This is a genomic window from Caulobacter sp. 05L422 (assembly GCF_056397765.1).
In genome coordinates this window covers 216,914-237,489 of the sequence record NZ_JBFTOB010000003.1, presented here as the reverse complement: position 1 = coordinate 237,489, position 20,576 = coordinate 216,914, and the positions used below count along the sequence as shown (strand labels likewise).

13 protein-coding genes are annotated in these 20,576 nt (G+C 68.6%); 4 read left to right on the top strand and 9 right to left on the bottom strand.

Features of this window, described 5'->3' with window-relative positions:
- Positions 1-83: 83 nt before the first annotated feature.
- Positions 84-1,187, bottom strand: coding sequence for an HNH endonuclease (locus AC1DMQ_RS05155; RefSeq protein WP_477032468.1), 1,104 nt, complete (start codon positions 1,185-1,187; stop codon positions 84-86).
- A 561-nt stretch (positions 1,188-1,748) separates the two neighbouring features.
- On the bottom strand, positions 1,749-2,093 hold the full coding sequence (locus AC1DMQ_RS05150; RefSeq protein WP_477032467.1) for a hypothetical protein: 345 nt from the start codon (positions 2,091-2,093) through the stop codon (positions 1,749-1,751).
- A 151-nt stretch (positions 2,094-2,244) separates the two neighbouring features.
- Between AC1DMQ_RS05150 and AC1DMQ_RS05145 the strand changes: the two genes are divergently transcribed.
- Positions 2,245-3,909, top strand: coding sequence for an alpha-glucosidase (locus tag AC1DMQ_RS05145; RefSeq protein ID WP_477032466.1), 1,665 nt, complete (start codon positions 2,245-2,247; stop codon positions 3,907-3,909).
- Positions 3,910-3,974: 65 nt separating this feature from the next.
- Here the strand turns inward: AC1DMQ_RS05145 and AC1DMQ_RS05140 are convergent, their stop codons facing one another.
- The 7 genes from AC1DMQ_RS05140 to AC1DMQ_RS05110 form a co-directional block, all read right to left on the bottom strand.
- Complete coding sequence (locus AC1DMQ_RS05140) at positions 3,975-4,811, bottom strand: alpha/beta fold hydrolase (RefSeq protein ID WP_477032512.1); 837 nt, start codon at positions 4,809-4,811, stop codon at positions 3,975-3,977.
- 367 nt (positions 4,812-5,178) lie between these two features.
- Positions 5,179-5,892 carry a DUF6445 family protein gene (locus tag AC1DMQ_RS05135; protein ID WP_477032465.1) on the bottom strand — a complete coding sequence of 238 codons (714 nt, stop codon included), beginning with the start codon at positions 5,890-5,892 and terminating at the stop codon, positions 5,179-5,181.
- Positions 5,889-7,484: a tryptophan halogenase family protein gene (locus AC1DMQ_RS05130; protein ID WP_477032464.1), complete on the bottom strand. Its 1,596-nt coding sequence runs from the start codon at positions 7,482-7,484 to the stop codon at positions 5,889-5,891. Before AC1DMQ_RS05130 ends, AC1DMQ_RS05135 begins: the two co-directional genes overlap by 4 nt.
- A 40-nt stretch (positions 7,485-7,524) precedes the next feature.
- Positions 7,525-9,270: an N-acetylglucosamine-specific PTS transporter subunit IIBC gene (gene nagE, locus AC1DMQ_RS05125; protein ID WP_477032463.1), complete on the bottom strand. Its 1,746-nt coding sequence runs from the start codon at positions 9,268-9,270 to the stop codon at positions 7,525-7,527.
- A gap of 3 nt (positions 9,271-9,273) precedes the next feature.
- Positions 9,274-11,784 carry a phosphoenolpyruvate--protein phosphotransferase gene (gene ptsP, locus AC1DMQ_RS05120; protein ID WP_477032462.1) on the bottom strand — a complete coding sequence of 837 codons (2,511 nt, stop codon included), beginning with the start codon at positions 11,782-11,784 and terminating at the stop codon, positions 9,274-9,276.
- 27 nt (positions 11,785-11,811) lie between these two features.
- Positions 11,812-14,202: a family 20 glycosylhydrolase gene (locus AC1DMQ_RS05115; protein WP_477032461.1), complete on the bottom strand. Its 2,391-nt coding sequence runs from the start codon at positions 14,200-14,202 to the stop codon at positions 11,812-11,814.
- 227 nt (positions 14,203-14,429) lie between these two features.
- On the bottom strand, positions 14,430-17,201 hold the full coding sequence (locus AC1DMQ_RS05110; protein ID WP_477032460.1) for a TonB-dependent receptor: 2,772 nt from the start codon (positions 17,199-17,201) through the stop codon (positions 14,430-14,432).
- A 257-nt stretch (positions 17,202-17,458) separates the two neighbouring features.
- On the opposite strand from AC1DMQ_RS05110, the gene AC1DMQ_RS05105 reads away from it, so the two are divergent.
- Genes AC1DMQ_RS05105 through nagA form a run of 3 tightly spaced genes read left to right on the top strand, consistent with a single transcriptional unit; the run spans position 17,459 to position 20,489 of the window.
- On the top strand, positions 17,459-18,202 hold the full coding sequence (locus AC1DMQ_RS05105; protein WP_477032459.1) for a GntR family transcriptional regulator: 744 nt from the start codon (positions 17,459-17,461) through the stop codon (positions 18,200-18,202).
- A 56-nt stretch (positions 18,203-18,258) separates the two neighbouring features.
- Complete coding sequence (locus tag AC1DMQ_RS05100) at positions 18,259-19,350, top strand: SIS domain-containing protein (RefSeq protein ID WP_477032458.1); 1,092 nt, start codon at positions 18,259-18,261, stop codon at positions 19,348-19,350.
- Positions 19,350-20,489 (top strand): N-acetylglucosamine-6-phosphate deacetylase, encoded by a 1,140-nt coding sequence (nagA, locus tag AC1DMQ_RS05095; protein ID WP_477032457.1) that lies wholly within the window; start codon positions 19,350-19,352, stop codon positions 20,487-20,489. Before AC1DMQ_RS05100 ends, nagA begins: the two co-directional genes overlap by 1 nt.
- Positions 20,490-20,576: the final 87 nt, after the last annotated feature.

Below are 20,576 nucleotides of genomic sequence, written 5' to 3'. Positions count from 1 at the left end.
CGGGCGGCGTAGCCAACCGGGGGATCTGCCTCAGATGTTCCGGAGCCATACCATTCGCTGTGCGAGCGGAGCGGGCTCTTGAATCAGCGGGTGGTCTGCACGCCGTGGAGGAACACCTCGGTTAGATGGTGCGCGATATAAGGCAGGTGGCCTGCGGTGAGGGAAATACGGCGGGAGGCGTCCAGCATGGGGAACGCCGCGCGCTCCGCGTCGGACAGGCGATCCGAAATCAGCAGTCCGCCGTCCTCGTCAAAAGAGATGAAGCCGTTGTCGAAAAGGCAGTCGAAGTGGACGGCGAGGAGAATGCCGTTGTTCGGATCCAGCCGCTCCCGGCGATCGCTGACCCGCCAGGGCTTAATGTGGGAGGCCCGGAGCAACTCAGGCGTGGATACGCCGCTCAATGGGCAGCGACCCCAGACCTCGAACAGATCGGCGCGGAACTGACCCTGACCGAGGCGGGCCTTCTGGAGCCTCACCGTCTCTGTGTTTTGCTCGGCTCTATCCGCAGCGGTCGGCGCGAGAAAGTCGCGTCCGATCAGGGCCGCGACGAACCGGTCCAGCGCTGCGGGGCCCCCGACATCAAACGCGAGCCCGTAGTGAATGGGAGAATGCCCGCCGTGTAGCCGCTTCGGAAAGGCCGGCATCTGACTGTTGTGATAATAAGCGAACGGCGTGGATCCCCTGACGCCGTCCAGGCTGGCCAGGGCCGAGAAGCAAGCTTCGAACTCCGGGGCCACAACGACCGGCAAGGTGTCCGAGAGCCGCTTCACATAGACAATCAGGTCGCCGCGCCTAAGCTCGAACGTGTGTTGGCGCGCACCAGTCTGGTCGAAGCCAAGGTTTCGGAGCTGTCTCGCCAAGGTCTCCGCCCGCGCTTCGCCAGAAGAGGCGGCCGTATCAGCGCTGGACTGTAGGCGGAGGTAAAGGGCGTATCGCCGCAGCGCCACGCGCATGTCGATGATCGCCTTCCGCGACTGTGTTGCGGCGACTGCGCGATGCGACGCGAAAGTGGTGGCCAGCTCCTCGAGGGTCTCGGCCGGGGCGCCCTCGATATCGGCGTCCAGCAAGCGGGACAGCAGCCGCAATCGCGAGACGTAGTCGCTGGGCGCGTCGTGGCCCAAGGGGCGCGAGGTGACCGGCGACACGTAATCGGTCTCGAGCCATTCGCGGAAGGTGGTGAAGGGCATTGGGGCAGCCTATGAGCGGACCGGTCAGTTTCAACGCCGACGCGGTCGCGATCAAGGCCGCAGGCGGCACGAGCCGCACAAACTGGCTTTGATCCGTACTGCATCTTGCAGCGTAAGAAGCTGAGTTGCGTAACTAACCGTGCCGGTCAACCGGCGCGCAGGTCGGTGTTGGTAGAAGGCATCTGTGGTGGGGCGGCAGGTACGCCTAGCTGACCAACCCCAGAGTCCAATTGAGATCGCGGCACAGATGTCCGCTTGTGACGCTGAACTGCCGGGCCTCGATCCTGTTTGTATCAGAAGCAAGTCTTCTTTCGTTGACGGTCAAGCTCCGAGATTTGCATGTCATCAGAACGTGCCCTAATCGGCCATATTCAAGATGATACATGCTCATATTTTAGTGGTTTGCGGATCGATTTGTGGAACGACACCTCGCTGTAATAAAGCTAAACGTTTGAAATTATGGAATTTTGATAGGAATTGAGCGTCCACCCTCTCCGCCACTAACCCCTAAAAATCAGACACCGACCCGCGCGGCCCGCTCGCGGACGGCGGACCGTGTCTTCAGCGGATCGTGACGCGCTTGACGACGATCGGGTCGCCGCCGTCGGGCGCCGGCGACTTGGTCTCGACCACGTCGACGTCGGCGCCGGCGTCGCGGAACTCGTCCAGGCGGGCGGCGGTCTGCGAGCCGAAGGCGGCGGCCGGCAGGCTGATGGCGAAGCTGCCGCTGCCGCGGATGGCCTGCATCACCAGATCGTCGGTCAGGTAGTAGCGCGCCCAATACCGGTCGGGGTCGGTGGCCATGACGTGGGCGGCTTCGGCCTGGCGGGCGTGCTCCTCCTCACGACGCGCCTGCACCAGCTTGGCGTCCTCGCGCGCCATCGCCAGCTCGGTCTTGAACGACATCGAGACCTCCCTTCAGGTCGAAAACAACCTGAGCTATTATTTTAACGACACACCACCTTAGAGAACATGCACGGCCGCGCAAGGCGTCGGCGGTCGCCAGCCGCGTCTTGGCCGGTTAGCGTCGAGCCGAGTCGCCGAACGGAGTCCTGTCGTGAGCGCCGATCCAACGCCCGCCGTCGAACGTCCCTGGTGGAAGGACGCGGTCGTCTACCAGATCTATCCGCGCTCGTTCCTCGACACGAACGGCGACGGGGTGGGCGACCTGCCGGGGATCACGGCCAGGCTGGACTATCTGAGAGACCTGGGCGTCGACGTGGTCTGGCTGTCGCCGCACTTCGACAGCCCCAACGCCGACAACGGCTACGACATCCGCGACTACCGCAAGGTGATGGCCCAGTTCGGGACCATGGCCGATTTCGACGCCATGCTGGCCGGCATGACGGCGCGCGGCATGCGGCTGATCATCGACCTGGTGGTCAACCACAGCAGCGACGAACACGCCTGGTTCGTCGAGAGCCGCAAAGGGCGCGATAATCCGTACAGGGACTACTACATCTGGCGCGACGGCGAGGAGGGCGGTCCGCCCAACAACTACAGCGCCTTCTTCGGCGGGCCGGCCTGGACCTTGGACGAGGGCTCCGGCCAGTACTACCTGCACTATTTCGCCGCCAAACAGCCCGACCTGAACTGGGAGAACCCCAAGGTCCGCGAGGAGGTCTATGACCTGATGCGGTTCTGGCTCGACAAGGGCGTGTCGGGCTTCCGGATGGACGTGATCCCGTTCATCTCCAAGCAGCCCGGCCTGCCCGACCTGACGCCGCAGGAGCGCCGCGCCCCGCAATTCGTCTACGCCGCCGGCCCCAAGCTGCACGACTACCTGCGCGAGATGCGCCGCGAGGTGCTGGATCATTACGACACCTTGAGCGTCGGCGAGGCTTTCGGCGTCACCCCCGACGCCGCGCGGGACCTGATGGACAGCCGTCGCCGCGAACTGGACCTGGTGATCAATTTCGACATCGTGCGCATGGACATCGACGGCTGGCGCAAGACCTCCTGGACCCTGCCCCGGCTGAAGGCGCTCTACACCGAGCTGGACCAGGCGGCCGGGCCGTTCGGCTGGAACACCCAGTTCCTGTCCAACCACGACAACCCGCGCTCGGTCTCGCACTTCGGCGACGACGACCCGGCCTGGGTCGAACGCTCGGCCAAGGTGCTGAACACCCTGATCCTCACCCAGCGCGGCACGCCGTTCCTCTATCAGGGCGAGGAGCTGGGCATGACCAACTACCCGTTCCGGACCCTGGACGACTTCGACGACCTGGAGGTTTCGGGGCGCTGGCGCGACGTGAAGCATCGGGTGTCGGAGGAAGAGTACCTGGCCAACGCCCGGGCCATGGGCCGCGACAACAGCCGCACGCCGATGCAGTGGACGGCCGGCCCGAACGGCGGGTTCACCACGGGAAAGCCATGGCTGGCGGTCAATCCGAACGCCGAGGCGATCAATGCGGAAGACCAGGCCGCGCGGCCGGACTCGGTGCTGGCCCACACCCGCGCCCTGATCGCGTTCCGGCGCGGATCGGCCGACCTGCGTGAAGGGGCCTATCAGGACATCGATCCCGCCCACGAACAGGTCTTCGCCTATCGCCGGGGCGAGACCCTGCTGGTGCTGCTGAACTTCGGGCGGGAGACCGTGCGTTATGCCTTGCCCGACAGCCTGGCGGTCGAGAGCGCGGCGTTCGGGATCGCCGACGTCGACGGCCAGATCGTGACGCTGGAAGGCTGGACGTCGGTGATCCTGGCGGTTCGCGACGCCTAGTCCGGGCAAAATGAAAGGGCGCCCGCCGGTGGCGGACGCCCCTCGTCAGCTTCGGTCGCCGGAGCCTAGGCCTTGATGAAGGCCAGCAAGTCGGGGTTCACGACTTCCGGGTGGGTCGTGCACATGCCGTGCGGCAGACCCGGATAGGTCTTCAGGGTGCCCTTCTTCAGCAGCTTGATGCCGATCAGGGCCGAGTCGGCGATCGGCACGATCTGGTCGTCCTCGCCGTGCATCAGGAACACCGGCACGTCGACCGACTTGAGGTCCTCGGTGAAGTCGGTCTCCGAGAAGGCCTTGATGCAGTCGTAGTGGGCCTTGGCGCCGCCCATCATCCCCTGGCGCCACCAGTTCTCGACGGTGGCCGGCGAGACCTTCGCGCCCGGACGGTTGAAGCCGTAGAACGGGCCGGCCGCGACGTCGTGGAAGAACTGGGCGCGGTTGGCGTTCTGGGCGGCGCGGAAGCCGTCGAACACCTCGATCGGCAGGCCGCCCGGGTTCTTGTCGGACTTGACCATGATCGGCGGCACCGCGCCGATCAGCACCACCTTGGCCACGCGGCCGGGCTTGGCGCGGGCGGCGTAGTGGATGGCCTCGCCGCCGCCCGTGGAGTGGCCCACGTGGACGGCGTTCTTCAGGTCCAGGTGGTCGGTCAGGGCGATGACGTCGGCGGCGTAGGTGTCCATCTCGTTGCCGGTGTCGGTCTGGCTCGACCGGCCGTGGCCGCGACGGTCGTGGGCGATGACCCGGAAGCCCTCGCCCAGGAAGAACATCATCTGGTTGTCCCAGTCGTCGGCGCTCAGCGGCCAGCCGTGGTGGAACACGATCGGCTGCGCGGTCTTGGGACCCCAGTCCTTGTAGAAGATCTGCGTGCCGTCCTTGGTGGTGACGAAGCCGCTGCTCATTTTCGTGTCTCCTGGGGGTTTGGGCGAGGCCTTGGGCGTCGCCGCGGTCGATGTGGACGCGGAGAGGGACGGGAGCGCGCTCATCAGGGCCAGGCTCAGGCCGCTGGTGACGACGTTGCGCCGCGACGCCCCGTCCTTTTCACCCAGGTTCTGCCCGCCGGAGTCCCGCTCGCGCGAACCCTGGTCACCGGAAGATGTGCTCATGCGCCCGCCTCTCTGTCGATCCGGCGCGTGCCGCCGAAGTCCGCCGGGACGCTAGGCCGATCATCGGGGCGAGGCTTGGACAGGCCTGTCGTGACTTGAAGCTTCTGGGTGGATGACAACGTTGGCGCCCAGGCGCTTGCGAAGCCGCTTCAGAGGCGCGCGGTCAGGCTATCTCGGGTCGGAAGAAGGTGTTGGCGGTCAGGCGGCCAAGGCGCGGATCGGCGCTGGCGGGCCGATCGGGCAGCATCCCGGCGTGCAGCAGGTTGCTGGCGTAGACCACGATCCGGCTGAACGCCGAGGCGACGACGGCGGTCTGTTCGAACAGCGTGTCGGAGGCCCTGATGTAGCCGTCGCGGTCGGCCTCGCCCTGCGCCATCTCCCGGCGCAGGGCGGCCAGATAGGCCGGGCCGCGTTCGGGATCGACCGCCTCGAATCCGGTGGCGCGGTGGCGGTAGAAGGCGGTGCCGCCGTGCTCGGGACCGCACAGATAGTGCAGGATCGCCAGCTGGGCCGGGGCCGTGGTGTCGATGTGCGGCAGGCGCTGGGCGAGGCTCGCCTGGTCGGCCGGCAGGACCGCCATCGACAGGGCGCAGGTGACGTGGGCCTTGCCCTCCGCCGGCGCGCCGAACGCCTCCGCCAGGTGCGGCCGCAGGGCGGTGATCAGGGCCTGCACATAGCCCGGCGGGGCGGGGGCGCGGACGCCGGGATAGAAGTTGGCGGCCGCCTTGACAGGGGCCAGGACAGCCGTGTCGGCGGCGAAGTCGACCAGGCTTTCAGCGCCGGCCAGAAGCCCGTCGAGGATCAGCATCGGATGGCCCTCGCGGCCGATGCGCACGACCTCGACGCGCGGGTCGGGGCCGGGCGCGAAGAGGCTCACCGCCGCGGCGCCTCGCCGGCCTCGGCCGTGGCGAGGTCGGGAGCCTTGGACGAGAAGCCCTTCGTATAGACGTCGGTCAGCAGGGCGCGATGGTCGGGCAGGCTGGCGGCGGCCCGCAGTCCCGCCTCGCGCACCCGCGCGAAGTCGGCCCGCGCCAGGTCGCCATGCGCGTGGGCGGCCGGATCGACCGTGGTCTCGTAGCCCATGCCGTACAGAATGTACTGGTAATTGAAGTACTTGAAGCTCTCGTGCAGGTTCGGAAAGTCGAACACGTTGGGCGGCCTGTGCTTCCACATCGCCAGGTGGTCCTGCAGGCTTCCGGGGATCGAGGCCGGGTCGGCGTTGTCGGTCCAGAAGCTGTTGTCGGTGCGCCGGCTCAGGCAGTAGTGCAGCTTGATGAAGTCGATGGCCCGCAGGTAGCGGTCGGTCATCGCCGCGTTGAACTGGCGGGCCGCGGCCTCCATCCCGCCCTGGCGCGGCAGGTTGCGGGCCAGCATGTAGGCGGCGGCCTCGATCAGCACGATGCCGGTGGATTCCAGCGGCTCCAGGAAGCCGCCAGACAGGCCAACGGCCACGCAGTTCTTGATCCAGTGCCGGTCGCGATGGCCGACCTTCAGCTTCAGCAGGCGCGGGTTGAGACCCTCGCCCGCCTTGCCGACATAGCCGCGAAGGATCTGCTCGGCGCGATCGTCCGTGGTGTGACGACTGGAATAGACATAGCCGGCGCCGCGGCGGTCGGGCAGGCCGATGTCCCAGGTCCAGCCGGCCTCGTGGGCGGTCGAGATGGTGGTGGTGGCCACCGGGGCGTCCGGGCGGTCGTAGGGCACCTGCAGGGCCAGGGCGCGGTCGACGAACAGGGTGTCGCCCTTGTCGATCCAAGCCGAGCCCATGGCCTTGCCGATCAGGGCGCCGGCGAACCCGGTGCAGTCGATATAGAGGTCGGCCGTCAGGTCGCCGTGTTCGCGCGTCGTCACCGAGGCGATCGCGCCCTCGTCGGTCTTGTTCACCGCCAACACATTGCCCAGCAGGTGCTCGACGCCCGTGGCCTTGCCCACGTCGCGCAGCAGGCCGGCCAGCTTGCCGGCGTCGAAATGGTAGGCGTAGGCCATCGGCCCGCCGTACTGCGGATCGTCCAGCCGCTTGGGTCCGCGCATCGCGTCGCAGACCTTGTCCTGCAGGGTGACGGCGTCGGAGAACGGCACGTCGCCCGCCTCGCCCATCAGCCAGTAGGGCGCCAGGTCCAGGCCGCCGTTCAGCAGCCGGGGCTGGGCGAACGGGTGGTAGTAGTGGCTGTGCGCGCCGTCCTTGGGCGCGGTCTTCCAGTCGACGAACTTGATGCCCTGCTTGAAGGCCGCCCCGGCCTCGCGCATGAACCGCGCCTCGTCGACGCCGATCGTCCGCATGGTGTTCTGGATGGTCGGGAAGGTGCCCTCGCCCACCCCGATGATGCCGATCTCGCTGGACTCGATCAGGGTGATGCGCACGCCGTCCGGCCGCATCGCCCCCAGGCGCCGGGCCAGGTAGGCGGCGGTCATCCAGCCGGCCGTGCCGCCGCCGACGATCAGGATGTCGTTGATCGGCTTTTCGTCCACGCCCGTCCCCTTACGCCTTCACATTCCTAGCATCGCCGAGTCAGGCGGGCAGCAGGCAACGCACCGCCTCGCAGATCCGCTCGGCGTCAGGGCCCAGCACCACGTGCACCGAACGCTGGCCGACCCGGACCACGCCGCGCGAGTCCAGGGCGTTCAACGCCGCCTCGTCCACCCGACCGCTGTCGCGAACCACCAGGCGCAAGCGGCTGGAGCAGGCCCCGACCGTCTCGACATTGCCCAGGCCGCCCAGGGCCGACACCAGGGCCTCGGCCCGGCTGTCGTCGGCGGCGGTGGGCAGGGCGACGGCGGCCTTGGCGGTCGTGGCCACAGGCTTGGCCGGAGCGGGGGCGCCCATGGCCGCGCGGATCTCGCCGGCCACGCCGTCGGCGATCGGGCCCAGCACGACCTGCAGGGCCTTGTCCGACGGCTTGACCACGCCGCGCGCGCCGAGAGCCTTCAGGGTCGGCTCGCTGACCGCGCCTTGGTCGACCACGATCAGGCGAAGGCGGGTAGTGCAGGCGTCGACCGACACCAGGTTGCCCGCGCCGCCCAGGGCCTGGACGAAGTCGGCCCCGCGTCCGCCGCCGGTGCTCGCCGCCTCGGCGGTGACCAGATCGTCGTCCTCGCGCCCCGGGGTCTTCAGGTTGAACCTGACGATGAAGAAGCGGAACAGGCCGTAATAGATTCCGGCGTACAGCAGCCCCAGCGGCAGCAGCCACAGCGGGTGGGTCGCCTTGCCGTAGTTCAGCACGTAGTCGAACAGGCCGGCCGAAAAGGTGAAGCCCAGCTTGATGTCCAGCAGGTTCATCACCGCCATGGCGACGCCCGTCAGCACCGCGTGCACCGCGTAGAGCAGCGGGGCCAGGAACATGAAGCTGAACTCGATCGGCTCGGTCACGCCGGTCAGGAAAGAGGTCAGGGCCAGCGAGGTCAGCATGCCGCCGACCGCCTTTTTCTTCTCCGGCCGGGCCGTGTGGTACATGGCCAGGCACGCGGCGGGCAGGCCGAACATCATCACCGGGAAGAACCCGCTCATGAAGCCGCCGGCGCTGGGGTCGTCGGCGAAGAACCGCCGCAGGTCGCCGGTCGCGCCGTGATAGTCGCCGATCACGAACCAGGCGATGTTGTTGAGGATGTGGTGCAGGCCGGTGACGATCAGGATCCGGTTCAGGAACCCGTAGACCAGCAGGCCCAGCTCGCCCGAGCCGACGATGGCCCGGCTGGCCCCGTCGACCACGCCGTTGATGCCGTCGTAGCCGAAGCCGATCAGCACCGCGATCAGCAGGCCGGCCACGCCCGAGATGATCGGCACGAAGCGCCGGCCGCTGAAGAAGGCCAGGTATTCGGGCAGCTTGAAGGTCGAGAAGCGGTTGTAGAACACCCCGCCGATCAGGCCGGAGGCGATGCCGATGGGCACGCTGAGCTTGGCCAGGGCCTTGGCCTTGTAGGCGGCTGACGCCAACCCGGCATGGGCCTCGATCAGGCCCGCCGTGACTTCGGGCGGCACATGCAGCAGGGCCTTGGCGCCCTCGGTGGCGATCAGGAAGCAGACCACGCCCGCCAGGCCCGCCGCGCCGTTGTTCTCCTTGGCGAAGCCCACGGCCACGCCGATGGCGAACAGCAGGCCCAGGTTGGAGAAGATCGCGTCGCCGGCGGCGGCCACGAAGGCGATGTTCAGCAGGTCCGGCTGGCCCAGCCGCAGCAGCAGTCCCGCCACCGGCAGGACGGCGATGGGCAGCATCAGGGCGCGGCCCAGGGGCTGGAGGAATTCGAGCGGGGACTTCATCGCTTAGGCTCCAGCCTGGAAGGCTTTGCAGAGATCTCGGACGGCCTCGGGCGAGGTCAGGTCCAGCGCCTGCCGGGCCAGGGCCTGGCAGGCCGGCAGGTCCAGGGTGCGGACCAGGGCCTTGACCTCCGGCACGGTGGCGGCCGTGGCCGACAGCTCGGTGACGCCCAGCCCGACCAGCACCGGCACGGCGACGAGGTCCGACGCCAGGCCGCCGCAGACACCGACCCAGCGCTGATGCCGGGCCGCGCCCTTGCAGGTCTGGTCGATCATCCGCAGCACGGCCGGATGCAGGGCGTCGATGCGGGCCGCTAGCTCGGGATTGCCCCGGTCCATGGCCAGCACGTACTGGGTCAGGTCGTTGGTGCCGATCGACAGGAAGTCGGCCTCGGCGGCCAGCAGGTCGGCGGTGACGGCGGCGGCGGGCGTCTCGATCATCACCCCCAGCTCGACCCGTTCGGTGATCCCCATCTCGCGCTTGGTCTCGTCGAGCATGGCGCGGACGGCGCGCAGTTCGTCGAGGCTGGCGATCATCGGCACCATGATCTTGCACTGGCCCAGCGGTTTCACACGCAGGATGGCGCGCAGCTGGGTCTTCAGCAGGTGCGGCCGCCACAGCGACACGCGCACGCCGCGCAGGCCCAGGGCCGGGTTCTCTTCCGCCGGGATCGGCAGGTAGGGCGCGGCCTTGTCGCCGCCGACGTCCAGGGTGCGGATGATCAGCGGGCGGCCGTCCAGGGCCGAGGCGATGGCCTGGTACTGGCGGGCCTGCTCGTCCTCGTCGGGCGGGGTCTCGCGTTCCAGGAACAGGAACTCGGTGCGCAGCAGGCCCGAGCCTTCCGCGCCGTTGGCGGCGGCGGCCAGGGCGTCGTTCAGCGAGCCGACATTGCCGAACACCTCGATGCGCACGCCGTCGGCGGTGCGGCTTTCCTGATGGGCGGCGGCCTTGGCGGCGGCCTTGCGCTCGTGGCGGGCGGCGATGGCGGTTTGGGCGGCGGCCAGCTGGGCGGCGTCGGGGCCGACCCGCAAGCTGCCGTTCTCGGCGTCAAGGATCAGGCCCGCGCCCTCGGTGACCTCCAGCACGCCCGGGCCGGCGGCGACGATGGCAGGAATGCTCATGGCGGCGGCCAGGATGGCCACGTGCGAGGTCGGCCCGCCCTTGGCCGTGCAGAAGCCCGCCACCTGGCCGGCCTCCAGGCCCATCAACTGCGAGGGCAGCAGCTCGTCGGCCAGCAGGATGGCGCCGACCGGCAGGGTCCGCGCCTCGTCCTCTTCGCCGGACAGGGCGCGCAGCACCTGGCGCTCCAGGTCGATCAGGTCGTCGACACGCTCGGCCAGGCGGCGGTCGCCCAGGCCGCGCAGGGCCTCGACATAGCCGCCGACGGCGCGCCGCCAGGCGAAGCCCGCGCTCTTGCCGTCGGCGATCAGCCGGTGGGCCGAGGCGGTCAGTTCGGGGTCTTCCAGGAAGGCCAGGTGGGCGCCGAGGATCGCCTTGCGGGCGCTGTCGCCCTTGCTAGCCGACTTCTCGATCTTGGCGCGGACGAGGCCCAGGGCCTCTTCCAGCGCGGCGCGTTCATGGCCGGCGCCGGCGCCCGCCTCGACCACGACGATGTCACTAGAGACGAAACGCACGGCCTGGCCGATCGCCAGGCCCGGCGCGGCCATCACGCCGCGCAGCAGGCCCGGCTCGGACGGCGGGGCGGCGCGGACGGCTTCGACCACGGCGACCGGGGACGCGGTCGGCGGCAGGGCAGCGCTCTCGCCCATGCCGCCCTCGATCAGCTCGACGACGGCGGCGACGGCGAAGTCGGCGTCGGGACCCGAGGCGACGACGCTGATGCGGTCGCCATGGCGGATGGCCAGGGACATCACGCCCACCGGGCTCTTGGCGCTGGCCCGGCGGTTGACGGCGACCAGGGCCACCTCGGCGGCGAACTTGCGGGCGCTCTCGGCGATGCGGGCGGCCGGGCGGGCGTGGATGCCGTGCTGCAGCGGCACGACCACCTCGCGCGACACCTCGCCCTCGGCGACCGCCAGGGTCGCGCCGGCCCCGCCCACGGGCGCCAGCTCCATCAGGAAGTCGCCGACCGAGGCGGCGTGGTCCTGCTCGCGGCGGACGATCTGGAAGGCGTCGGGATTGGTGATCACCACCGGGGTGATCAGGCTCTTGGCGCGCTGCGACAGCAGGTCCAGGTCGAAGCTGATCAGCTTGTCGCCGGCCTTCACGGCCTGGCCGTTCTCGACATGGACCTCGAAGCCCTCGCCGCCCAGGCCGACGGTCTCCAGGCCCACATGCATCAGGATCTCGGCGCCGTTGTCGGCCCGCAGGGTGACGGCGTGGCGCGTGGCGTGCACGGCGATCACCCGGGCGTCGCAAGGGGCGTGCAGGGTCGAGCCCAGCGGATCGATGGCCAGGCCGTCGCCGAGCATGCGCTCGGCGAACACCGCGTCGGGCGTCTCGTCGAGCGGGGCGATCCAGCCCTTGAGCGGCGAGGACAGTACGAGATTGGCCACCGGTACGCTTCCTGCTTCCTAAGAGGTCTAGTTCTTCTTGGTCTTGGTTGGGGCTTTGATCGGGGTCAGTGTGACCTGGTCCAGCACCAGCGTCGGCTCGACCGTGCGCGCTGTAAAGGTCAGGCAGAGGTCGTGGACGCCTTCGCGCCTGGCCAGCACGCCCGACACCACGCCCAGGCCCGGTCCGCGGGCGGCGGCGCCCAGCGGGATGGCGGCGATCCGCTCGCCCGCGCAGCCGTCGATCCGCACCTCCAGCTCGCCGTCGGGCGTGGCCGGGGCGCGCAGCGGGATCTTCTCGCGGTCGGCGCCGATCTGGAAGTTGAACGGGACCTGGCCGATGCGGGCGGTCAGATTCAGCGGCGCCGACAGGTCCGCGCCCTTCCACACCCAGCAGGCGTTCATCAGATTGACCGCGAACACGGCGCGGGGGCCGTTCCCAGAACCGCTCTTTGGAGCGTCGTCCTCGAGCGACAGGTTGATGCCGTCGCCGCAGAGCTCCAGCTGGTGGCTGTTGCGGGTCTGGGCGGCCAGCAGGCTGACGGGGTAGTCGCGGACCCGGCCCAGAGCGTCGGCGCCCAGGAACGTCCGAGTACGGATCGTCTTGCCCGGCGCGACGGCCAGAGGCGCTTCGTAGAGGCTCGAAGCCTTGGTCGGCGCCTTGCCGTCGGTGGTGTAGCGGATCTCGCCCAGGCCCAGGCCCGAGGCCAGGGCGACCGAGACCTGGCCGCCGTCGGCCGGACGCAGGGCGGCCTGGGGCTCGTAGGGCACGGTGTCATGGGCGACGCCCAGGACGTCCAGCCGCGCGGTCTCGGCCGGCAGGCGGGCGGCGAAGCTGTCCCAGCTGCGGCCCGCCTCCGGCGTCCATCCGTTTTCGGCCACGGCGATCAGGCGCGGGAAGGTCATCTTCTCCAGCCGCTCGTCGGTGCGCATGTGCTCGGTGAAGGCCGTGGCCTGCAGGCCCAGGATGTGGGCGCGCTGGGCCTCCGTCAGGGCCGCCGGGGCCGCGTCGAAGTCGTAGACGTCCTTGAGGCTGACGATCTTGATCCGGCCGGGCGGCTCGTCGGCCGAGGCGCTCTGGCGGCGGTCCATGTAGAGGGTGCTGTCGGGCGCCAGCACCGCGTCGTGGCCCTGCGAGGCGGCGGCGACCGCGCCCTCGATCCCGCGCCAGGACATGACCGTGGCGTTGGGGGCCAGGCCGCCCTCCAGGATCTCGTCCCAGCCGATCATCCGCCGGCCGCGGCTGTTGATGTGCTTCTCGGCCCGCTGGATGAACCAGCTCTGCAGGCCGTGCTCGTCCTTGACGCCAAGCGCCTGGATCTGGGCCTGGACCTCTGGGCTGGCCTTCCACTGGTCCTTGACCGCCTCGTCGCCGCCGACATGGATGTACTCGGACGGGAAGAGGTCCATCACCTCGTCGAGGATGTCGTTGAGAAAGCCGAACGTCTCGTCGCTGGGCTTGTAGAGATAGGGGAACACGCCCCAGTCGCCCATGTTGGCGCGCGGCGGGGTCTTGGTCATGCCGAACTGCGGATAGGCCACCAGCGGTGCCAGGGCGTGGCCCGGCATCTCGATCTCGGGGACGATGGTGATCCCGCGCGCGGCGGCGTAGGCGACCAGGTCGCGGACCTGGTCCTGGGTGTAGAAGCCCTCGTAGCGGATCGGCTTGCCGGTCTTGGGATCGCGCCCCGCCGCCCCGGCCGGAACGCGCCAGGACCCTTCGGACGTCAGCTTCGGATACTTCTTGATCTCCAGCCGCCAGCCCTGGTCGTCGACCAGGTGCCAGTGCAGGACGTTCAGCTTGTGGGCGGCCATGGTGTCGATGATCGACTTGATCGTCTCGACGCTCTGGAAGTGTCGGGCGCTGTCCAGCATGAAGCCGCGCCAGGCGAAGCGCGGGGCGTCGTCGACGCCGACGGCGGGCAGCTGGGCGGGGCCCTTGGCGGCGTCCTGCACGGCCAGCTGCCAGACGCTGACCGCGCCATAGAACAGGCCCGCGCGCTTGGCGGCCGTGATGGTGACGCCGGTGGGGGTCACCTGGAGAGCATAGGCTTCAGGCTTGTCGCTGGTAGCCTTGCCGCGCGCCAGGACGATGCCGGCCTCGCCGGCGGGCGGCGCGCCCTCGACCACGACCACGACGGGCTTCAGGCCCCGGGCCTTGAACAGCATGTCGGACAGCTGGCCGGCCACGACGCGGGCCTCGACATCGCCCTTGGCGACGAAGATCCGGGTCCTGGCGGTCAGGGCGAAGGTCCCCCGCCCCAGCTCGGCCTTGGCCGGCGCGGGCGTCAGGGTCAGGACCGGTTCGGCCGCGTGGCCCGCCGAGGCGAAGGCCAGCACGGCGACCGAGGCCGACAGCGCGCCGAGCCCCCTGGGGACGGCTCGAAGGGCGGCTTTGGCGAACGGCGGGGTGATGATCATGAGGAAGCGCTCTGCGGCTGACATGCGACGAGGACACGGGCGGCAAAAAGCGGGCGGAGCGTTTGACCGCTCCGCCCCAGCTCCGTGCTTGCAGTCAGGAGGACTTTGGTCGCGATCGGCGGCGGGCAGGTCATGAGACGATCCTGGACCATGCCGCCTCCGATGCAACGATCTCGGGAGGAAACTGGAGGCCTCCGGCGCGAGCGCCGAAGGCCCCGATACGCGGGTTAGAACTTGAACCGGACGCCGCCGAAGACCATGCGGCCGTTCTTGTAGATACGGGCCGGACGGTTCTTGTCGTTGTCGTAGTTGTCGGTCTGCTTCTCGTCGGTCAGGTTGATCGCATCCAGGCTCAGGGAGATCTGGTCCGTGATGTTCACGCTGGCCGAGGCGTCCAGCGACTTGAGCGAGTCCGACCACAGCTGGCGGTAGCCACGCTCGGCGTCGTAGTCGACGAAGAACTTGGACCGGTAGTTGTAGGACAGACGGGCGCTGAAGCGTTCGTTCTCGTAGTAACCGCTGATGTTGGCGATGTTCTTCGAGCTGGACGGGATCGGCACGTCGGTGGTCGAGCTGGCGTCGGTGTAGGTGTAGTTGGCCAGCACGCCGAAGCCGTTCCAGATGGGCATCTGGAAGTTGACCTCGACGCCCTTGGTCTCACCGCCCGGCACGTTCACCGGACGACCGACATTGTAGTTGCAGCTGTACAGACCGGGCGACTGCAGGACGCACTGGTTGGCCGGGTTGACGACCCGCGGGTCGGTGGCGGCGGCCTGCAGCGGCAGCTTTTCGGTCGTCGCGCCCTGGACGATGTAGGTCGAGATGTCCTTGTAGAAGAACGCCACGGACAGCAGCGATTGGGGCGCGAAGTACCATTCCAGGGACGCGTCGTACTGGTTCGCACGATACGGATCCAGGTTCGGGTTGCCGCCCGAGGCGGTCAGCAGGGACTCGGTCAGCGAGGTGAAGCCGGCCATCTGGGCGTAGTCCGGACGGGCCAGGACGCGGCCGGCGGCCACGCGGAGCACCACATCGTCCCGCACGTCGAACGACAGGTTCGCCGAGGGCAGGATGTCGGTGTATTCCTTCTCGCCCGAGGTCGGCGCCATCAGGCCGAACGGGTTGTTGATCGCGCCCGGCGTGCCCGCCGAGACGCCGACGCGCCAGGCGTTGGTCTCGATCTTGGTGTTGACGACGCGAACGCCGACGTTACCGCGCCAGCCCTCGCCCTTCAGGTTGCCCATCACGTAGCCGCCGAAGGTCTTCTCGTTGAAGTCGAAGCTTTCCAGCGGGCCGAAGTGGTTGCAGTTGACCAGGCCGATACAGCCGCCGACGTTGGGGTTGTTCGGGTCATAGATCGTGGGCGGCCCCATGGCGGCGTAGATCGCCTCGATCTTGTCCTTGCTGGCCGTCAGGTACGAGCTGAGCACGCCCGGCCCCTTGATGCCGTCCAGGTAGTCGCTGTCGGTGACGCCGTTGGCCACGTCGGCCAGCGAGCACGAGTGACCGCCGCAGGCCGTGGGGCCGAACAGGGCGCGGCGCTGACCGTAGGTCTGCACCACTTCGCGATCGTGGTCGGTGTACTTCAGGCCGAACTTGACCGAGCTGAAGACGCCGCCGTCGAGGAACTTCTCGCCGTCGACGAAGGTGTAGAACTCGTCGTCGTCGTTGACGGTGGTGTTGGCCGAGGCCCAGCCCAGCGTCATCTCGTCGTCGGCCGTGGTCGGGTTGATGTCGGTGAAGCTCACCTTCGGCAGACCGCCCGACAGGTCATAGCTCAGACCGGTCGCGGCGTTGGTTTCCCAGAACGGCTGCAGGTCGGTGGAGCCCTTGGCCTTGGTGTAGCCGATGCGGCCGCTGAACTCCCAGCCGTCGGCCGGACGGAAGGTGCCGGCCAGGTCGATCGAGCCGACATTGGTGTGGGCGATACGGTCGATGGCGTCGAACACCACGCCGTTGGCGCCGGGGGTGTTGAAGTTGCCGGCGACGGCCGTGCCGTTGCTGACCTTGGTGATGTTGAACACCTCGGTTGGCGTCGTGGCCAGGGCGCCGATCTTCTGGCTGACCCAGGCCATGTAGTTCTGGTTGAAGTTGTCGGCGTCCATCTTCGAATAGAGGCCGGTCAGGTTCAGGTCCCACTTGTCATTGGGCGCGTACTGGATGGCGAAGTTGGCGCCCTTGCGCTCGCGGGTCTGGGTGAACAGCGACGAGCCGATCAGGCTGGGCGCGTAGACCGTCTGGCCGGGCGTGATGCCGGTGATGTTCGTGCCCGTGCCCATGGAGGTGTCGACGGCCTGGTAACCCAGGACCTCGATGCCGTCGCGGCGGATGCGGCGCTTGTCGTAGATGCCGCCGACCAGGACGCCCAGGGTCTTGTCGTCATTGTGCCAGCTCAGCATGGCCGAGGCGGTCGGATCGGTGCTGCCCGACTTCTCGTCGTGGAAGGCCTGCAGCGAACCGGAGACCGAGATCGGGGCCAGGTCCAGCGGGTTGCGGGTGTGCACATTGACCGTGCCGCCCACGCCGCCTTCGTCGATGTCGGCGGTCGGGCTCTTGAAGACCTCGACCTTGCCGACGATTTCCGACGGCAGCATCAGGTAGTTGAAGCTGCGGCTGGCCTTGAACTGATCGAGAATGAACCAGTCGGCGGTGGCCACGGCGTGGCCGTTGAGCAGGGTGCGGTTCAGGGTCGGCGCCGTGCCGCGGATCGAGATCCGCTCGCCTTCGCCGAACTCGCGCTGAATGGTGACGCCCGGGACGCGCTGCAGAGACTCGGCGACGTTCTTGTCCGGGAACTTGCCGATATCCTCGGCGGTGATCACGTCGATGACGGCGTTGGCGTTACGCTTGGCTTCGACCGAGGCCTGCAGCGAAGCGCGGATGCCGGTGACGACCAGTTCGTCGACTTGTGTAGTGTCCTGCGCGAAGGCCGGCGCGGCCAACGCAACCGCCAGAACGCTGGCGGACGCTGTTAGAATGGTCTTGTGGAAATTTCGCATACTCGGCTTCTCCCCTTTTTCCAGACCCTTGGGCCTGGAGCCGAACCCCAAGCCCAATCTGATACCAATTATCTGCGGACATCCGTAGAATGCGGTACTTCTCGGGCCTCGGAAGGCGACTGTGACGGAAATTTATCGGATGACAAGGCCAAAAAAGAACCAATTGCAGACCATGTTCTTATTGGTGCTAAAATGGTCATATGCTATCTCGGTGATCATGGGGTGGCGCGGATTTGCGCGGGGGTGCCGAATTGACGATGTTTTCTGAACGGATCGGGGGGCTGGGCCCGCACGGCCAGGATCACGCGCCGCTCTACAAGCAGCTGCAGCGCGCCCTCCGCGAAGCCATCCAGAAGAAGATCCTGTCGCCTGACGACGCCCTGCCCGCCGAGCGGGACATGGCCGAGGAGTTCAGCATCTCGCGCATCACGGTGCGCAAGGCCCTGGACGGCCTGGTCAGCGAGGGCCTGCTGACGCGCCGCCAGGGCGCGGGCACCTTCGTCGCCGCCCGGGTCGAGAAGAGCTTCTCCAAGCTGTCGTCGTTCACCGAGGACATGATCTCGCGTGGACGCACCCCGCGCAGCGAATGGATCAGCAAGGCCGAGGGCTCGGTCACGCCGGAAGAGTCGCTGACCCTGGGCCTGTCGCCCGGAACGCCGGTCTTCCGCTTCGCCCGCATCCGCTACGCCGACGGCGCGCCGATGGCCCTGGAGTACTCCACGATCGCCGGCTACGCCCTGCCCTCGGCCGAGGTGGTGGGCGTTTCGCTCTACGAGGCGTTGGAAGCCACCGGCCACCGTCCCGCCCGCGCCCTGCAGCGGCTGCGCGCGGTGCTGTTCACGGCCGAGCAGGCCGACCTCCTGGGCGTGCCGGTCAAGGACGCGGGCCTGCTGATCGAGCGCCGGAGCTTCCTGCCCGACGGCCGGGCGGTGGAAGTCACACAATCCTACTACCGCGGCGACGCCTACGACTTCGTCGCCGAGCTGAACGCCCTTTCCTGAGGGGTCCGAACTGAACGGGGTCCGCCCCGCGATCTTATGTAAAGGGAACGTCCGTCTTGGAGGCCAACGTCTTGACCCGACCCGCACCCCCCGCCGAGCCCTCGTCCGGCCCCGGGCGGCTGACGGCGGAATCGACCCGCATGTTCCTTGAGGCCGGCCAGGCCTCGCAAGCCGTCGCCGCCCAGCTGGGCGCCAACGCCGGCCGCGCCGCCAAGATCGCCGAGCGCCTGCGCGCCAATCCGCCCCGCGCCGTGGTCACCTGCGCGCGCGGCAGCAGCGACCACGCCGCCACCTTCGCCAAGTACCTGTTCGAGACCCGCACCGGCGTGCTGACCTCGTCGGCCGCTCTGTCGGTCAGCTCGGTCTACGCCGCCCAGCAGGACCTGGGCGACGTGCTCTATCTGGCCATTTCGCAGTCGGGCAAGAGCCCCGACCTCCTGGCCGCCGTCCAGGCCGCCAAGGCGGCCGGCGCCTTCGTCATCGCCCTGGTCAACGACACCACCTCGCCCCTGGCCGCCCTGGCCGACGAGGTGCTGCCGCTGCACGCCGGACCCGAGTTGAGCGTCGCGGCCACCAAGTCGTACATCGCCGCCCTGGCCGCCATCGTCCAACTGGTCGCCGCCTGGACCCAGGACGACGACCTGGCCGCCGCCCTGACCACCCTCCCCGCCCTCCTGGCCGAAGCCTGGACCCTGGACTGGACCCCGGCCGTCGAACGGCTGAAGCTGGCCCGCAACCTCTATGTCCTGGGACGCGGCGTCGGCTTCGGCGTCGCCCAGGAGGCGGCGCTCAAGTTCAAGGAGACCTGCGGCCTGCACGCCGAGGCCTTCAGCGCCGCCGAGGTGCTGCACGGCCCGATGGCCCTGGTGAAGGCCGGCTTCCCGGTGCTGGTGTTCGCCCAGAACGACGAGAGCCGCGACAGCGTCGACGCCATGGCCAAGGGCGTGACCGAGCGCGGCGGCGACGTGCTGCTGGCCGGCGCCGGTGAAACAGGCGCCGGAGTCCTGCCGGCGCTCGCCGCCCATCCCGTGATCGAGCCGATCCTGATGATCCAGAGCTTCTATCGAATGGCCAATGCGCTGTCGGTGGCCCGCGGCTACGATCCCGACAGCCCGCCGCACCTCAACAAGGTCACAGAAACCGTCTGATGCAGTCCGTACTCGTTAATGGCCGCATCCTGACGCCCGAAGGGATCGTCGACGGCAAGGCCGTGACGATCCGCGACGGGCGGATCGACGGCGTCATCGACAGCGCTGACACGCCCCCAGGCGCGGCGCGTCACGACCTGGACGGCGGCCTGCTGGTCCCCGGCTTCATCGACACCCAGGTCAACGGCGGCGGCGGAGTGCTGTTCAACGACCAGACCACGGTCGAGGCGATCGCCGCCATCGGCGCGGCCCACCGGCCCTACGGCACCACCGGCTTCCTGCCGACCCTGATCAGCGACGACCTGGCCGTGGTCGACGCGGCCATGCGGGCGACCGAACAGGCGATCGAGGCCGGGGTGCCCGGTGTGCTGGGCGTCCATATCGAGGGCCCGTTCCTCAATGTGAAGCGCAAGGGCATCCACGATTCCAGCAAGTTCCGGACCCTCGACGACGAGGCCGTGGCCCTGCTGAGCTCGCTCAAGCGCGGCAAGACCCTGGTGACCCTGGCGCCGGAGACCACCACGCCGGAGATGGTCCGTCGTCTGACGGCCGCCGGGGTGACGGTCGCGGCCGGTCACACCAACGCCGCCTACGGCACGGTGAGCAAGGCGCTGGACGCCGGCCTGACCGGCTTCACCCACCTGTTCAACGCCATGTCGCCACTGACCAGCCGCGAGCCGGGCGTGGTCGGCGCGGCGCTGGAGAGCATCACCGCCTGGTGCGGGATCATCGTCGACGGCCGCCACGTGGATCCGGTCGTGCTGCGCATCGCCCTGCGCACGCGTCCGCTGAACCGCTTCATGCTGGTGACCGACGCCATGCCGACCGTCGGCATGATCGACAAGAGCTTCGACCTGCAGGGCCGCCATATCCGGGTGGTCGACGGGGTCTGCGTCGACGACAACGGCACCCTAGCGGGTTCGGACCTCGACATGATCGGCGCGGTGCGCAACGCCATGTCGATGCTGGGCCTGTCGATCGAGGACGCGGTCTCGATCGCCTCGGCCACCCCCGCCGCCTTCATGGGCCTGGCGGGCGAGCGCGGCGCGATCCGGGCCGGACAGGCCGCCGACCTCGTGCTGCTGGACGACGACCTCCGGGTCCGCCAGACGTGGATCGACGGCGTCTCGGACGCCTGATCCGTCCTCAGGCGCGCCGTCGCCGGCCTTTGGACTTCGGGCAAAAAAGAAGGGCGCTGGTTTTCACCAGCGCCCTTTGGTCGTTTC

Coding starts and splice junctions, on each gene's coding strand:
- AC1DMQ_RS05105 (WP_477032459.1), top strand. CDS start 17,459: ATGTTTTCTGAACGGATCGGGGGGCTGGGCCCGCACGGCCAGGATCAC.
- nagE (WP_477032463.1), bottom strand. CDS start 9,270: ATGAAGTCCCCGCTCGAATTCCTCCAGCCCCTGGGCCGCGCCCTGATG.
- AC1DMQ_RS05110 (WP_477032460.1), bottom strand. CDS start 17,201: ATGCGAAATTTCCACAAGACCATTCTAACAGCGTCCGCCAGCGTTCTG.
- AC1DMQ_RS05155 (WP_477032468.1), bottom strand. CDS start 1,187: ATGCCCTTCACCACCTTCCGCGAATGGCTCGAGACCGATTACGTGTCG.
- nagA (WP_477032457.1), top strand. CDS start 19,350: ATGCAGTCCGTACTCGTTAATGGCCGCATCCTGACGCCCGAAGGGATC.
- AC1DMQ_RS05115 (WP_477032461.1), bottom strand. CDS start 14,202: ATGATCATCACCCCGCCGTTCGCCAAAGCCGCCCTTCGAGCCGTCCCC.
- AC1DMQ_RS05140 (WP_477032512.1), bottom strand. CDS start 4,811: ATGAGCAGCGGCTTCGTCACCACCAAGGACGGCACGCAGATCTTCTAC.
- AC1DMQ_RS05150 (WP_477032467.1), bottom strand. CDS start 2,093: ATGTCGTTCAAGACCGAGCTGGCGATGGCGCGCGAGGACGCCAAGCTG.